Annotated in this window: 12 protein-coding genes and 1 riboswitch; of the genes, 11 read left to right on the top strand and 1 reads right to left on the bottom strand. The window is 29.0% G+C overall.

What is annotated here, in order from left to right; translation table 11 throughout:
- The first annotated feature begins 3 nt into the window (after window positions 1–3).
- The 4 genes from metG (at window position 4) to wecB (ending at window position 5,787) form a co-directional block, all read left to right on the top strand.
- Window positions 4–1,959, top strand: coding sequence for a methionine--tRNA ligase (gene metG, locus CLTEP_RS02990; protein WP_066822563.1), 1,956 nt, complete (start codon window positions 4–6; stop codon window positions 1,957–1,959).
- A gap of 197 nt (window positions 1,960–2,156) precedes the next feature.
- Window positions 2,157–2,336: riboswitch (cobalamin riboswitch) on the top strand.
- 244 nt (window positions 2,337–2,580) lie between these two features.
- Window positions 2,581–3,429 (top strand): YitT family protein, encoded by an 849-nt coding sequence (locus CLTEP_RS02985; RefSeq protein ID WP_066822386.1) that lies wholly within the window; start codon window positions 2,581–2,583, stop codon window positions 3,427–3,429.
- A 364-nt stretch (window positions 3,430–3,793) separates the two neighbouring features.
- Window positions 3,794–4,600: a YihY/virulence factor BrkB family protein gene (locus CLTEP_RS02980; RefSeq protein ID WP_066822383.1), complete on the top strand. Its 807-nt coding sequence runs from the start codon at window positions 3,794–3,796 to the stop codon at window positions 4,598–4,600.
- Window positions 4,601–4,632: 32 nt separating this feature from the next.
- Window positions 4,633–5,787 carry a non-hydrolyzing UDP-N-acetylglucosamine 2-epimerase gene (gene wecB, locus CLTEP_RS02975; protein ID WP_066822380.1) on the top strand — a complete coding sequence of 385 codons (1,155 nt, stop codon included), beginning with the start codon at window positions 4,633–4,635 and terminating at the stop codon, window positions 5,785–5,787.
- Window positions 5,788–6,051: 264 nt separating this feature from the next.
- Here wecB and CLTEP_RS02970 read toward each other — a convergent pair whose 3' ends face one another.
- The gene (locus tag CLTEP_RS02970) at window positions 6,052–7,230 is read right to left on the bottom strand and encodes an NAD(P)/FAD-dependent oxidoreductase (RefSeq protein ID WP_066822377.1); all 1,179 of its coding nucleotides are present in this window, start codon (window positions 7,228–7,230) and stop codon (window positions 6,052–6,054) included.
- Window positions 7,231–7,879: 649 nt separating this feature from the next.
- Between CLTEP_RS02970 and CLTEP_RS02965 the strand changes: the two genes are divergently transcribed.
- The 7 genes from CLTEP_RS02965 to CLTEP_RS02935 all read left to right on the top strand — a co-directional run bounded on the left by CLTEP_RS02965 (window position 7,880) and on the right by CLTEP_RS02935 (window position 14,045).
- The gene (locus CLTEP_RS02965; protein WP_066822374.1) at window positions 7,880–8,218 is read left to right on the top strand and encodes a single-stranded DNA-binding protein; all 339 of its coding nucleotides are present in this window, start codon (window positions 7,880–7,882) and stop codon (window positions 8,216–8,218) included.
- A gap of 169 nt (window positions 8,219–8,387) precedes the next feature.
- Window positions 8,388–8,855 (top strand): COG2426 family protein, encoded by a 468-nt coding sequence (locus CLTEP_RS02960; RefSeq protein ID WP_084364585.1) that lies wholly within the window; start codon window positions 8,388–8,390, stop codon window positions 8,853–8,855.
- Between the two features lie 423 nt (window positions 8,856–9,278).
- The gene (locus CLTEP_RS02955) at window positions 9,279–10,229 is read left to right on the top strand and encodes an AAA family ATPase (RefSeq protein ID WP_084364583.1); all 951 of its coding nucleotides are present in this window, start codon (window positions 9,279–9,281) and stop codon (window positions 10,227–10,229) included.
- A 9-nt stretch (window positions 10,230–10,238) separates the two neighbouring features.
- Window positions 10,239–11,366: a DUF58 domain-containing protein gene (locus CLTEP_RS02950; RefSeq protein WP_066822371.1), complete on the top strand. Its 1,128-nt coding sequence runs from the start codon at window positions 10,239–10,241 to the stop codon at window positions 11,364–11,366.
- Between the two features lie 146 nt (window positions 11,367–11,512).
- Window positions 11,513–12,640: a hypothetical protein gene (locus tag CLTEP_RS02945; protein ID WP_066822368.1), complete on the top strand. Its 1,128-nt coding sequence runs from the start codon at window positions 11,513–11,515 to the stop codon at window positions 12,638–12,640.
- A gap of 203 nt (window positions 12,641–12,843) precedes the next feature.
- Window positions 12,844–13,428 (top strand): hypothetical protein, encoded by a 585-nt coding sequence (locus CLTEP_RS02940; protein ID WP_066822365.1) that lies wholly within the window; start codon window positions 12,844–12,846, stop codon window positions 13,426–13,428.
- Window positions 13,429–13,682: 254 nt separating this feature from the next.
- A complete protein-coding gene (locus CLTEP_RS02935; RefSeq protein ID WP_066822362.1) occupies window positions 13,683–14,045 on the top strand; it encodes a DUF6514 family protein in 363 nt (120 codons plus the stop codon).
- Window positions 14,046–14,063 lie beyond the last annotated feature (18 nt).

The following is a 14,063-nucleotide window of genomic DNA, read 5'->3' as shown; positions in this document are numbered from 1 at the left end:
TTAATGAACAAGAAACCGTATTATATTACGACACCTATTTATTATCCATCGGCAAAACTTCACATTGGTAATACTTATACAACTGTTGCGGCTGACGCTGTTGCAAGATTTAAGAGACTCACTGGTTATGATGTAATGTTTTTAACTGGGAGCGACGAGCATGGACAAAAAATTCAAAGAATAGCGGAGGAAAAGGGAGTAACTCCAAAACAATATGTTGATGAAATTGTAGCTGGAATTAAGGAACTGTGGAAATTAATGAATATTAGCTATGATAAATTCATAAGAACTACTGACAATTATCATGAAGAATCAGTCAAAAAAATTTTTAAGAAACTATATGACAAGGGAGATATATACAAAGGAGAATATGAAGGATGGTATTGCACTCCTTGTGAGTCATTCTTCACTGAATCACAACTGGTAGATGGAAAATGTCCTGATTGTGGAAGACCAGTGGAGAAAGCTAAGGAAGAAGCATATTTCTTTAAAATGAGCAAATATGCAGATAGATTAATTGAATATATTGAAACACACCCAGATTTTATTCAACCAGAAACAAGAAAAAATGAAATGCTCAATAATTTCTTAAGACCAGGACTTCAAGATTTATGTGTTTCTAGGACATCTTTTAATTGGGGTATTCCTGTTGAATTTGATACTGATCATGTTGTTTATGTTTGGATAGATGCACTTTCAAACTATATTACAGCATTAGGATATTTAAATGATGAGCCAGCATTAATGGAAAAATATTGGCCAGCAGATGTACACCTTATTGGTAAGGACATTTTAAGATTCCATACAATATATTGGCCAATTATGTTAATGGCACTTGAATTACCACTTCCTAAGCAAGTATTTGGTCATGGATGGCTTATGCTTGAGGGGGGTAAAATGTCTAAATCAAAAGGAAATATTGTTGATCCAGAAGTGCTTGTAGAGCATTTTGGAGTAGATGCAGTTAGATATTATTTACTTCACGAGATTCCATTTGGTTCTGATGGAATATTTAGTAATGAAATATTTATCAAAAAAACTAATTCAGACCTTGCAAATGATTTAGGAAATCTTCTTTCAAGAACAGTTACTATGATTTCTAAGTACTTTGGAGGAGAAATGCCTGCACCTAATGTAAAGGAAGCTGTTGATGATGAACTTATAAAATTAGCATTAGAAACTCCTTCTAAAGTTGAAAAAGAAATAGATGATTTAAAGATACCTTATGCACTTGACCATATTTGGACACTTATAAGAAGAACAAATAAATATATAGATGAAACAGAGCCATGGATTCTTGGTAAGGACGAAAGCAAAAAAGATAGGCTTTCTACTGTACTTTACAATTTATCAGAATCTTTGAGATTTATATCAGTATTAGTTTCACCATTCTTGCCAGAGACTAGTGAAAAAATAAATGAGCAATTAAATATAGACTTAACTTCGTGGGATAGTCTTGTATCCTTTGATGGAACAAAGGCAGGTACTAAAGTTGAGAAAAAGGGGGTTATATTCCCAAGAATCGATGTTGAAAAGAAATTAGCAGAGTTTGAAAAAATAGCCGAAGAACAGAGAAAGGCTGCGGCTGCTGCAAATGATGAAGAAAAGCAAGAAATGATTCCAATCAAAGATGAAATAACAATAGATGATTTTGATAAAATAGATTTAAGAGTAGTTACCGTTTTGGAGTGTGAACCTATTAAAAAAGCTAAAAAGCTACTTAAATTGAAAGTTGATTTGGGTGGAGAAATCAGACAGGTAGTTTCAGGAATAGCACAGCATTATAAACCAGAAGATTTGATTGGTAAACAAGTTATTCTTGTAGCAAATCTTAAACCTGTGAAATTAAGAGGAGAATTGTCACAAGGAATGATACTTGCAGCATATACTAATGATGATAGTAAGCTTGTTTTAGCAGGAATTCAGGGTAAATTGCCAAATGGCAGTCAAGTAGGATAGAAGCAATACAACCCATTATTGGATTAATCCAATAATGGGTTGTATTTAATGATTGGAACTAAATGGACTGTAATGTCATGAGTAAATTGAAATAAAGCAGAAATATATTGAGATAATTTGCTTATACAATAGAATTTAAAGATATATAGATTTGACCAATATAAGTAATGCTTATATAATCCTGTGTGTGAAGAAAACTAAAAAAGTAGGTGACAGGTGTTCTTTTTAGAATGAAAAGGGAAAGTGGTGAAAATCCACTACAGCCCCCGCTACTGTGAATGATGACGAATTCTAAGTATACCACTGGCTATTTGCTGGGAAGGGTAGAAGGAGGATGAATCATGAGTCAGGAGACCTGCCTGTTGCTCTTCGCAAGTCTTTCGGAGGGGAGGAATATGTGATGAGAGCCATAATACTTTATCTTTTTTCAAAGGGTAATATACCTTTGAATAGGATATTGATACATTATTTTCCGTTTTATATTAAGATTTAGGAATATGAAAGTAAGGCATTTGAAAGAAAATAACAAGTCAAAGTTTTGCTTTAACAAAACGAATTCACTATGCCTTAGATATGTTCAATGTATTTTATATTCATAATTAATAATAAAGGAGAAATAAAATGGAAAATAATAATATTATCAAAAGAAGTTTACTTGTTTCATTAGGAAGTTTGCTTTATGCAATTGGTATTAATGCTTTTATAGCACCTCATAAATTATTGAGTGGTGGAATTGCAGGGATTTCATTATTATTCCAATATGTTACTAGTGTCCCATCAGGATATTGGGTATTTATATTAAATATTCCCATATTCATAATCGGGGTTAAGAAAGTTGATAAGGATTTTGTACTTTTTAGTATTCTAGGAATGCTTACCATGTCAGGATTCTTGATAATAACAAGAAACATTGTAGGATTTTTAAAGGTTGATGATATTGTTATATCGACTATTTTTGGTGCTATAATAAGTGGTATTGGTATGGGAATTATTTTTAAGAATAGAGCTTCACAAGGTGGAACGGATATTATAGCTGTGATAATAAGAAATAAAAATGGAGCTAAAATGTCGACGCTATATTTTGTTCTTAATGGTACAATAGTTTTACTTGGAGTATTTGTTACTAATTTAAAACTAACATTATATACAGTACTATTGATGTACATTAAGTCTTTGGTAATTGATAGGGTTATTGTTGGTTTTGAACAAAAGAAGATGATTATGGCTATAACATCTAAGGAAAAAGAGATTTCAACTGAAATAATGAATAAAATTGGAAGAGGCGTAACTTTTTTAGATGCTGAAGGTGCATATACAGGGGATAAAAAGAAGATATTATATTGCATTGTTACATTAAGGGAATTGACAAGGGCTAAAGCTATTATTGATAAAATAGATAGTAAGGCATTGGTTTCTGTAGTAGATGCTTCTGAAGTCCAAGGAAATGGTTTTTTAAAACCTGCATTATAGTTAGAGTAGTATTATTGATAAAAATTAAGTTGTTAATATGTTTTGTATTAACAACTTAATTTTTTTGTAATACTTTTTACTTTGTTGTATAATACTAATTACATATATTTAGTAAAATTTGAATATTATAATTTGTGGTAATGCATTTTTTATTTGTCAGGCTATAAAATTCATATTTTGGTTTAGAGAATTATACGGTTTTAAGAATTTTGCAAGTATATAAGATTTATATTTTTTTTGCTAGAATATTATGCGGTTTGGAGAATTTTACAATTAATATAAATATAAGTATAAGAATTCACATTTTGTTTAGAAAATTATATACTCTAGTAAATTTGTTAATCAGTGATTGGAGAATAAAGATATGATTGATGATTTGAAAATTCTCGGTAGAAAGTTTTTTGAAGATGATATTATTGCATTAGCTTCTCAACTTGCATATAGTTTAATATTATCTTTTTTCCCGTTTTTGATTTTTTTGCTTACTATAGTGGGATATTCTTCAGTTAATAGTAGTGATGTATTATCTATGTTGAGGACGGTTTTACCTACTAATGCTTTTGATTTGATAACAAGTACAGTAATAGAAATAGTAGATTCAAGAAATGGAAATTTACTATCATTTAGTGCGATAGTTACGATTTGGGTTGGTTCAAGTGGTTTTAGAGCTGTAATTAAAGGATTGAATAAAGCTTACAATAGAGAAGAAAAAAGACCATACTGGATGGTTGTCATTATATCGGTTTTGTGTATGTTTGCATTGACATTTATAATAATTTTTTCAATATCATTATTAGTATTTGGTGAAATGATAGGCAATATGATGGTAACCAAGTTAGGATTGTCGATTAATTTTAAAATTAATTGGAATATATTAAGGTATATAGGTGCAATTGTATTAATGATATTTGCATTTGCAGCATTGTATCACTTAACGCCGTGTAAAAAGCTTGATTGGCATGAAGTCATGCCTGGGGCAACATTTTGTACATTAGGATGGTTGCTGTCATCTATGGCATTTGCTTTTTATGTAAATAATTTTAATAATTATTCGGGAATTTATGGTGGAATTGGTGCAATAATTGTACTTATGGTATGGCTATTTATAACTTCAGTTGTTATACTGTTAGGGGGAGAGATAAATGCTATTTTGTCACAGAAAAAAGAGTGAATTTTTAATGATAAACAAAGATGGTGAAAAAGATGAATGTAACTAAAAGAATAAAGATAATGTCAATATTTGGTACAAGACCGGAAGCTATAAAGATGGCTCCGCTAATTAAGTTGCTTGATAGAAATAAATACTTTGAATCTAAAATATGTGTTACTGCTCAGCATAGAGAGATGTTAGATCAAGTATTAGAATTGTTTGATATTGATACTGATTATGACTTGGACATAATGAAATATAAGCAGAATCTGACAGGTGTAACGAATAGAGTACTTGTTGGACTTGAGAACATTTACAAAGAATATACTCCGGATATGATTTTAGTTCATGGTGATACAACTACTACATTTGCGGCAGCTCTATCGGCTTTTTATAAAAAAATTAAAGTTGGGCATGTTGAAGCGGGACTTAGGAGTTTTGAAAAATACTCTCCATATCCAGAGGAGATGAATAGGAGACTTACAGGAGTAATAGCAGATTTGAATTTTGCACCTACTGAAGTGAATAAAAGAAATCTTTTAACAGAAGGAGTAAAAGAAGAAAATATATTTGTTACTGGCAACACAGTTATTGATGCACTCAAATATACAGTTAAAGACAAATATAAATTTGAAAATGATATTCTGAATGATTTAGATTATGAAAATAAAAAGATAATAATGGTAACTGCACACAGAAGAGAAAATTGGGGAAAAGGAATAGAAAATATATGCAAAGCACTTAGAAAAATTGTTGAAAATAATAATGAAGTAGAGATAGTTTTTTTAGTGCATTTAAATCCGATAGTTAGAAATACTGTATATAAATATTTAGAAAACATTGAAAGAGTTTATTTACTACCACCAATTAATACTAGAGAAGCACATAATTTAATGAATAAATGCTATATGGTTATGACAGACTCAGGGGGACTTCAAGAGGAAGCACCATATCTTTCTAAGCCAGTTTTAGTATTTAGAGATGTTACAGAGAGAGAAGAAGCTGTTGAGTATGGTACTGTTAAACTTGTTGGTACGGCTGAAGATATCATAATAAAAAGTGCTAGTGAGCTACTAAATAACAGAGAAGTTTATAATAAAATGAGTACAGCAGTAAATCCATATGGTGATGGGAAAGCATCTGAAAGGATAATCGATTCTATATTATATTATTTCAATATTAGTGATACTAGACCAAATGAGTTTTAAGGCATTTGTTTGAAAGGAAATAACAAGTATGATGACTAGTCATTTTTGAAGATGTTTAATTACATATACAAAAGGCTATTTTTCACAAATAGCCTTTTAGGTATTTGAAAGAAAATAACAAGTCAAAGATGCGACGTATATTTTGTGAAATACAAAGAGTTGGGTTCCGCTGATAGTAGGTTCTATCAACGGGTTCCAACGATGAAGTAGTTCGCAAAATAGGCTAGCATACTGACTAGTTATTTTTTTGAAAATGCCTTAGTACTAAATGAGCGTATACTCTTTCATAATATCGTTAAATGTCTTCTTATTTATTATTGCATTCACAATATCATTTGACTTATCCGTATTACCCATCAATATTGCTCCTGTAATTTCATCGTGTTTAAAATATAGTCTTTTAAAAATCTTCCTGTCTTTATCTATGAACCTAACTTGTTGAGTGCTTTCGATATTGTTTAAATTACCACATGAAAAGATTTTTGTGTTAAATCCTTGGAAGAAGAATGATGGTACAAAATTGTTAAACTCAGAATTACCTCCTGCGGCGTTCGAGCCAGCAATTTCGCCTGTTTTTTGGGATACAGCCCAATTACCATATGATGCAGTACTAAGTTCTGCACAATCACCACAGGCATAAACATCTTTAACATTAGTCTCCATTCTTGTATTAACTAAAATTCCTTTGTGGTATTTTATTTCAGAGTTTTCTATTAAATCAATATTTGGCTTTATGCCAATAGAAAATAATACTAAATCACATCTTAACGATTTATTATTTGATAATTTTACTCCAGTGACTTTTGTAAAACCCAATACTTCTTTAACAGATTCACCAATTATTACTTTAACGTTCTTATTTTCCATAAGGGATTTTAATATCTTAGATGAAGTTTTATCTAATTGACGATGCATAAGTATAGGATTTCTTTCTACAATTATAACTTTAAGGTTCAATTTACTTATTTCATACGCAGCTTGGAGTCCTAAGAGGCCACCTCCAACTATTACTATGCTTTCAGCTGATTTTAAGTAATTTTTTATTTTATTTGCATTTTCTAATGTTCTAAGTGTAAGTGCTCTAAGTTTTTCTTTACCAGGAATAGGAGGCATAAATGCATGAGCACCAGATGCAATTATCAATTTGTCATAATCAATAATAGTATCATCTTCTAAAACAATATTCTTATCATTGGTATTAATTTTTACAACATTTTTTCCTAAATTTAAATTGATATTATTTTTTTCATACCACTCTTGTTGAGAGATAAATAATTTATCTATGGATGTATCTTTAGTTAAATAGCTTGTCAGCATTGGTTTGAAGTAAGGCATGAGAGTTTCTTTTGATATTATTTCAATGTCACATTCTTTATTTTTTTCACGTGCAGCCTTTGCAGAATAATAACCTGCAGCACCGCTACCTATTATAATTATTTTCATATAAAACCACCTCTTATCATATTTTTGCAGTTAGTTTTAAGTTTAAGTTTCGGAATGTCTATCAAAGTGATAGTTTATGTTCTTGTTTTGAGCGAGTCTTAAACTTAACGTGCTTATTTATCAATTTTACAAGACTTCCACTTTTACAAGTGGGAGATTGAAGCTTCTATTTCAAGTAGAGTAGAGCCTCCAACTAAAGTCTCAATGTTTTGCTTTATCAAAACGAGTTTACTGAGTTATTTTATTTCAAATGCTTTATGAGTGGAAATTTGAATTTTTGCTTTAGATAGAGTAATATTTCCGCACAAAGTACTAATATTTTTGATTTAGTAAAACAAATTCATTTGAAGTTATTATAAAATGAATAAAACTCAAAATAGGTATAATATTATGAATAATGCTTATGTATGATTTGATAAGATGCCATGTATTAAAATAAAACTACTCGACACTATTTTATGCATAAGAAAAGAATAATATTAAACTGTAATACCAGTATAACATAAAATGGGATTAAAGTCTATTATGGCAGTTTACAATTAATGCTAACTTGAAAGATATTTAAGTGCTAAACTTCTGTGTTTAAAAAGTATTAAACTGGATATTAATTTATATATAAGGTGTATTTTATGAAGTCAGGAGTGATAAAATGAATAAAGTTTTGCTTATTGGAAGAATAGTTAAAACACCAGAATTAAGACATACAACAGAAAAGAATATACCATATCTAAAATTTATTTTAGCGGTAGATAGAGAATTTAAGAACATCAACAAGGACAAAGAAACTGATTTTATACAGATTGCTTTGTGGGGCAGAATTGCAGAAAGTTTGGTTGAACATTTAGAAAAAGGTAGACTCATTAATGTTATTGGCAGATTAAAGGTTGGCAGTTATGAGATTCAAGAAGGTGAAAGAAAATACTATGCAGAAATAATAGCAGAGCAAATTAATTTCTTGGATTTCAAGAAGGAAGAGAAAACAAATTAGCCCAAAAATCTCTAAGACGAAGAGTTCTTAGAGATTTTTATGTATTATGTATTATGAAGTTTTTAGAATTTAGATAAGTTTATTGAAAGATTTTCAAATGCTCTATATAATAGGTTATAAGACTTATAAAATTATAATGACTATGAAATTATATAAGGGGAATCGAATTATGGGTATAATTAAAAGTATATTGATAGTGATATTTTGGTCAGCAGTTCCTATTGTTGAACAAAGGGGAGCTATACCTATTGGATTGTTTAGGTATAATTTAAATCCATTTGTTGTGTTTGTTGTGAGTTATTTAGGAAGCTTGTTGCCTGTTCCATTTATATTACTACTATTTGAAAAAATATTTGAATGGCTAAAGAAATATAAAATTTTTTATAAATTTTGTGACATTATAGAAAGAAAAATAAATAAAAACAAATATAAATTTGAAAAATATAAAGAGCCAGCATTAATTACATTTATTGCTATACCGCTTCCTACTACTGGAGTTTGGACAGGTACTGCTATTGCTGCGTTTTTAAAATTTGATTTTAAGAAATCAGTTCTATGTGCTGCAATAGGGGCATTGATTTCATCAGCAGTTATAACAATAGGGTTAGTAGCTGTTCCAGCTATGCTTGGATACTAAACAAAGTGATAGTTTGTAACTTGGTAACCAGTATCTTGTTAGGTACTAGGAGGGGAAAGAAGGTACTGGGAGGAAAAACAAGGTGCTAGACTTTAAATTTCTAACTAAGTTACAATCTGCTTTGGTGATTGGTGATTAGCGACTTTGGTTCAGTTTCCAGTCTCCAATCTCTAGTCTCTAACACAAATTTGTAACTTGGTAACCAGTATCTTGTTAGGTACTAGGAGGGGAAAGGAGGTACTAGAGGAAAAACAAGGTGCTGGGAATTTAAAAGAAAAATTAAATTTAGAATATTCGTAAGAAACTAAAAACTAAAAATTATTAGACTTGAATTATTTTCTTTTTACGAGTAAAATAAAGTCGTAGAAAGTGCTTCTAATATACATTATTTTACAATGATATTGTTGCGTGGGGGTAATTAATATGGAAACTGATATGTTTGAAAATTTTAAATGTAAAGTGAATAAAAACATTAGCAAGGTTATTGTTGGGAAGGAAGATAAAATAGATAAAATTATTGTTGCATTTATTTGCTCTGGGCACGTTCTTTTAGAAGATGTTCCAGGGGTAGGGAAAACAAAACTAGCTAAAAGCATGGCAAAGTCAATGAATTGTAGTTTTAGCAGAATTCAGTTTACGCCAGATCTTCTCCCTTCTGATTTAACAGGTATCTACTATTATAATCAAAAAACACAAGAATTTGAGTTTAAAGAAGGACCATTATTAAAACAGTTTATACTAGCAGATGAGATAAATAGGGCTACTCCAAGGACACAATCAGCATTGCTTGAATGCATGGCAGAACGTCAAGTAACAATAGAGGGTAATACAATTAAATTATCAAGGCCTTTCTTTGTAATAGCAACTCAGAATCCTGTGGAGCAATTCGGGACTTTTCCACTTCCAGAGGCACAATTAGATAGGTTTTTTATCAAACTTTCTATGGGATATCCAAATTCAAATGAAGAAATTGAAATGATGAATAGATATGTAGATTCTGATCCTTTTGATTCAATTGAGGAAGTTGTTTCAATAGAAGAGATAGAATATGTTCAAAATAATTATGACAAAGTTTTTGTTAGCAAGGATATAAAAGAATACATATTAAATATTATTTTAAAGACAAGAACACATAATGATGTAGAATTAGGATGTAGTCCTAGAGCAACATTGAATCTTATGAAGGCTTCTCAAGCTAATGCAGCAATAAATGGTAGAGATTATGTTATACCTGAAGATGTTAAAGAAATGTCTGTTCCTGTTTTAAGTCATAGGTTAATTCTTAAAAGTGAAATCAGCATTAGTAAAAATTTATCAGAAAAGATTATAGAAGATATTTTAAATTCAATTAAGGCTCCTCTAGAAGAGGTTTAGGGTGATGGTATGTTAATGCAGGTTTTTTTCATATGCTGTATAATTTTATTGTTAATGTTAATTGCAAAAGTTACACGAATTAAGGGTTTTGAAAAGTTAAAAATAACAAGAAATATACAAAACAATAGGATATTTGAAGGTGAAGAATTGATTATTGAGACAGTGGTTGAAAATAATAAATGGCTTCCTGTTTCATTTATATTGATTAAAGAGAGAATACCATTAAATTTTGTGTATGGCAACAATGCACAGATTTTAAGAAATAGCAATAATCAGTATCATACAAGCAAGTATTCTATATTGAATTATGAACGAAGAAAAAGAAAATATAATGTACTAGTTAATAAAAGAGGTACATATATAATAAGGGACATACAGATAACAATAGGGGATTTATTTGGATTCTCGGCAGAAACTAAGGATATTTTAGATTATAAAGAAGTAATTGTATATCCTAAAGTGAAAAATATCAGCAAATTCAAATTTAATAATACAAATTTATTGGGTGATGAAATAGTTAAAAGGTGGATACATAAGGATCCTCTTTATGTTAGAGGAGTTAGAGAATATAATGTTGAGGACAGAATGAAGGATATTCATTGGAAATCTAGTTTAAAGATGAACAAGCTTATGGTTAAGGAATATGATTACACATCTGAAAGAGAGTTAATAATTATTTTGAATATACAGTGTGGCGAAATTGAATGGAGCACTATATGTGAGAAGTGTATTGAAGATGCTATTAAAGTAGGCGTAGCTTTAGCTGCGAAGGCTACTAAAGAGGGAATGCCTACAGGAATGTGGACTAATGCAAAACTAATAGGTATGCAATCAATGTATTCTAGTACAGTTAAAGCTTCAACAAATTCATTTGTGAAAATTTTAGAGCTATGTGCACGTATTGATTGTTCTGTTGAAATTAAATTTGACAAATATTTAGAGAATAAGAAAAATGATTTTATGCAGAAGAATACATATTTAATTTTAACACCATATTTGAATGAGGCATCAGTCAGTATCATTTCCAAATTAAGGGATAAGGGAATGGATATTAAATTGATAGATGTTTCATTAGACAATTCTGTCACTAATATTAGGGGTGTAGAAAAAGTGGATTATAAAGGTGAGTGGAGCTAGTGAGTTGGTTTAGACAGGTCAAAACGATATATAATATATTTTTTCAATTGTTATTCTTCATTATTTGGTGTATTGTCGGAAAAATATTTTTCAATATATATGTTGATGAGAGTATTTTCCTGATATCACTACTAGGAATTTTTTTGATGCAGTTTCTGAAATACAAATTTAATAATTTATTGTTATGGAAGAAATATAAATTTGTTTTGCCGATTGGTATTTCTTTAGTTGCATGTACAGTATTAATGATTATATTTAATATTGGAAATGTAATATTTAGTATTGTTTTTATTGTAATCAGCATATATATATCATACAGATATGAAGATGAGGTAATTGATTATTATACTTATAGAGATAGAGTCCAAAAAGGATTAATTTTATTTATTTTTTTCGGAGTTATAATTTCATTCACTGATAAGTGTATGTCAATACTTCTTTCAAAATACTATATTTTTATTATTGTAACGGCGGTACTCCTTTTAAGGGAGAGTAGAAGATATTCATTCAAAATAAGGAATAAAAGATCATATTTTTATAATATTGTGATAGCTATAACGATAATATTGTTTTCAATAGATAAGGTTTTCTTGATCTTTAAAACAATATTTTATTGGATATTTTCAGAAATAAACAAGCTATTTCAAGTTGTTGTGAATATTGTGGTTTTGTTTTTAATGAAGATATTAGAAAAACCTTTTTTATATTTAAAAAATTTCATAGTTGCCCATATGAATGAAAATACAGAAAAGCTACTCGACAATTTAGTTAAAGGAGACAATACAATAAATGCCAATATACGAAAAGATTATGCTAGTACAATAGGTACAACAGCATTGGATATAGCTATTAAGATACTGTTGATTGCGTTGGTTGTTTTTGCTATATATAAAATTGTAATTGGACATAAAAAAACTAAAGGTGTACGATTTGAGCTAGTAACTGAAGAAAAGGAAAAAATTATCAACAGAAAAAAGAAAAGTATATTTAGGGATTTAGCAAGAAAAATATTAAAAGGTAAGGGAAGTATTAATGAACAAATATTATATGTTTATAAAAAGTTTCAAATAATGACTTTGGATAAGAATATTTTTAAGCCTCATATGAATGCAACACAGCTTAGCAATGTTACAAAATTGTATGTTGATGATGTTGAGGATTTGGATTCTATAAGCCAAATTTATAATGAGGCTAAATTTTCACAACATGATATGAAAAACGATGATTTAAAAATAATGAAACAAAATTATAAGAATATTGAAAGACAATTATAGTACTTCAATTCGTAATTTAGATTTTTATCATACATATTACAACGAAAAAATGCAGTATGCAGAGATTTTTATAGTGAATATTACTAAAAAATATATGATATTAAATATTTATAGTGCATATTACGAATTGAAGTTATAGTATAAAATTATTGTATTTTACAAAGAATAAAAACATCGAAATACTATATCATGAGGTGATATGCTTGTCTGACAAAGAATGTGGGAAGAATGGAGTAAGGAAATTTAGTGACATAGTTGCAATTTCATCAGAAAAAAATATAAATTATTTAGTGTACAATGCACGATTTACTAGTGCATTCAGTTATAGAATAAAAAAACTAATTGCTGAAATAAGAGATGTAAAGAAAGATATAGATTTTATAGCTATGTTTAATACAGAGGGTGATATAGCTATTATTGATACTAAAATCATTGCTGACTTTATTGCTGATAATTATGTTGTAATGATTGAAAAATATTACAGAAGTGAAAAAGCATTTAATATTATTAAAAAGGTAAGAAGAAGTAATAAGAAGGTTCGTTTGGATTTTACAAATGTTTCATACAATATTCTGTATAAAACGTTTGATGAGATATACAGAGAAATATATTATGATAAAAAGATAGTAAACAAGATGAAAATAAAATATGGCATAATGGAATATTCTAATAAGGATTTAATAGTAGTTTTATTGTCATTAACAATATTAGAAGATATTTGTAAACAGGTTGATATCGACAGATATAATATGGTAAAATATGTAAAAGAAGTGATTATAAGAACGTAAATTAGGAAATTAAAGAGTTACGTTAATATGTTAAATTGTTGACTTTTTTATTAAAAAGTCGACATGCATCGCTGAAAAATTCAAAGTATAGTATTTGTATAGTTAAGTTATTTGTAAAGTACGACAGTAATTATGGGATTGCTGTCGTTTTTGAATGAAAAGTTTTTTTGAACCAAACATAAGAAGTGACAGATTTTTCTGAAAATAAGTGATAATATGTACTTATAGTTTAAGTAGTTTATGGGGGGAAGGATATGAAAGTTGTAGAGTTGTTGTCCAAACGTATTAAGGGAGAAGAAGATGTGAATTATAATTATATTTACAGATTGTTGAGAACTAATTTTCAATTAAATTCGGGTGATAAAAAATCTGAGGTTCAATCGTATGGTATAGAAGCTGAAAGACAGGATATTTGCAACGGCAATATAATAAATATAGAGAGAGAATTTATTAAGAATATTAGTCCTCATAGACATAAAGTGCAAGAATTATTAAGACTTGTTTATAATAATACTGTTTCTCCTATTCACTTGATTGATGTGCTTGGAGAATATGTTGATAGTTGTGTTATAGATTTTGATGAAGAGCTAGTTGAAACTGTTCAATCAAATTATTAAATGAAACTTTTACATAAA

The sequence above is a fragment of the Clostridium tepidiprofundi DSM 19306 genome, from assembly GCF_001594005.1.
GTDB classification, from domain to species: domain Bacteria; phylum Bacillota; class Clostridia; order Clostridiales; family Clostridiaceae; genus Clostridium_AC; species Clostridium_AC tepidiprofundi.
Note: the sequence above shows the minus strand (reverse complement) of the source record. Positions and strands in the feature narration are given on the sequence as shown.

Excerpts from the sequence above, each read along its gene's own strand:
- metG (WP_066822563.1), top strand. The coding sequence starts at position 4 with ATGAACAAGAAACCGTATTATATTACGACACCTATTTATTATCCATCG.
- CLTEP_RS02985 (WP_066822386.1), top strand. The coding sequence starts at position 2,581 with ATGGAAAATAATAATATTATCAAAAGAAGTTTACTTGTTTCATTAGGA.
- CLTEP_RS02980 (WP_066822383.1), top strand. The coding sequence starts at position 3,794 with ATGATTGATGATTTGAAAATTCTCGGTAGAAAGTTTTTTGAAGATGAT.
- wecB (WP_066822380.1), top strand. The coding sequence starts at position 4,633 with ATGAATGTAACTAAAAGAATAAAGATAATGTCAATATTTGGTACAAGA.
- CLTEP_RS02970 (WP_066822377.1), bottom strand. The coding sequence starts at position 7,230 with ATGAAAATAATTATAATAGGTAGCGGTGCTGCAGGTTATTATTCTGCA.
- CLTEP_RS02965 (WP_066822374.1), top strand. The coding sequence starts at position 7,880 with ATGAATAAAGTTTTGCTTATTGGAAGAATAGTTAAAACACCAGAATTA.
- CLTEP_RS02960 (WP_084364585.1), top strand. The coding sequence starts at position 8,388 with ATGGGTATAATTAAAAGTATATTGATAGTGATATTTTGGTCAGCAGTT.
- CLTEP_RS02955 (WP_084364583.1), top strand. The coding sequence starts at position 9,279 with ATGGAAACTGATATGTTTGAAAATTTTAAATGTAAAGTGAATAAAAAC.
- CLTEP_RS02950 (WP_066822371.1), top strand. The coding sequence starts at position 10,239 with ATGTTAATGCAGGTTTTTTTCATATGCTGTATAATTTTATTGTTAATG.
- CLTEP_RS02945 (WP_066822368.1), top strand. The coding sequence starts at position 11,513 with ATGCAGTTTCTGAAATACAAATTTAATAATTTATTGTTATGGAAGAAA.
- CLTEP_RS02935 (WP_066822362.1), top strand. The coding sequence starts at position 13,683 with ATGAAAGTTGTAGAGTTGTTGTCCAAACGTATTAAGGGAGAAGAAGAT.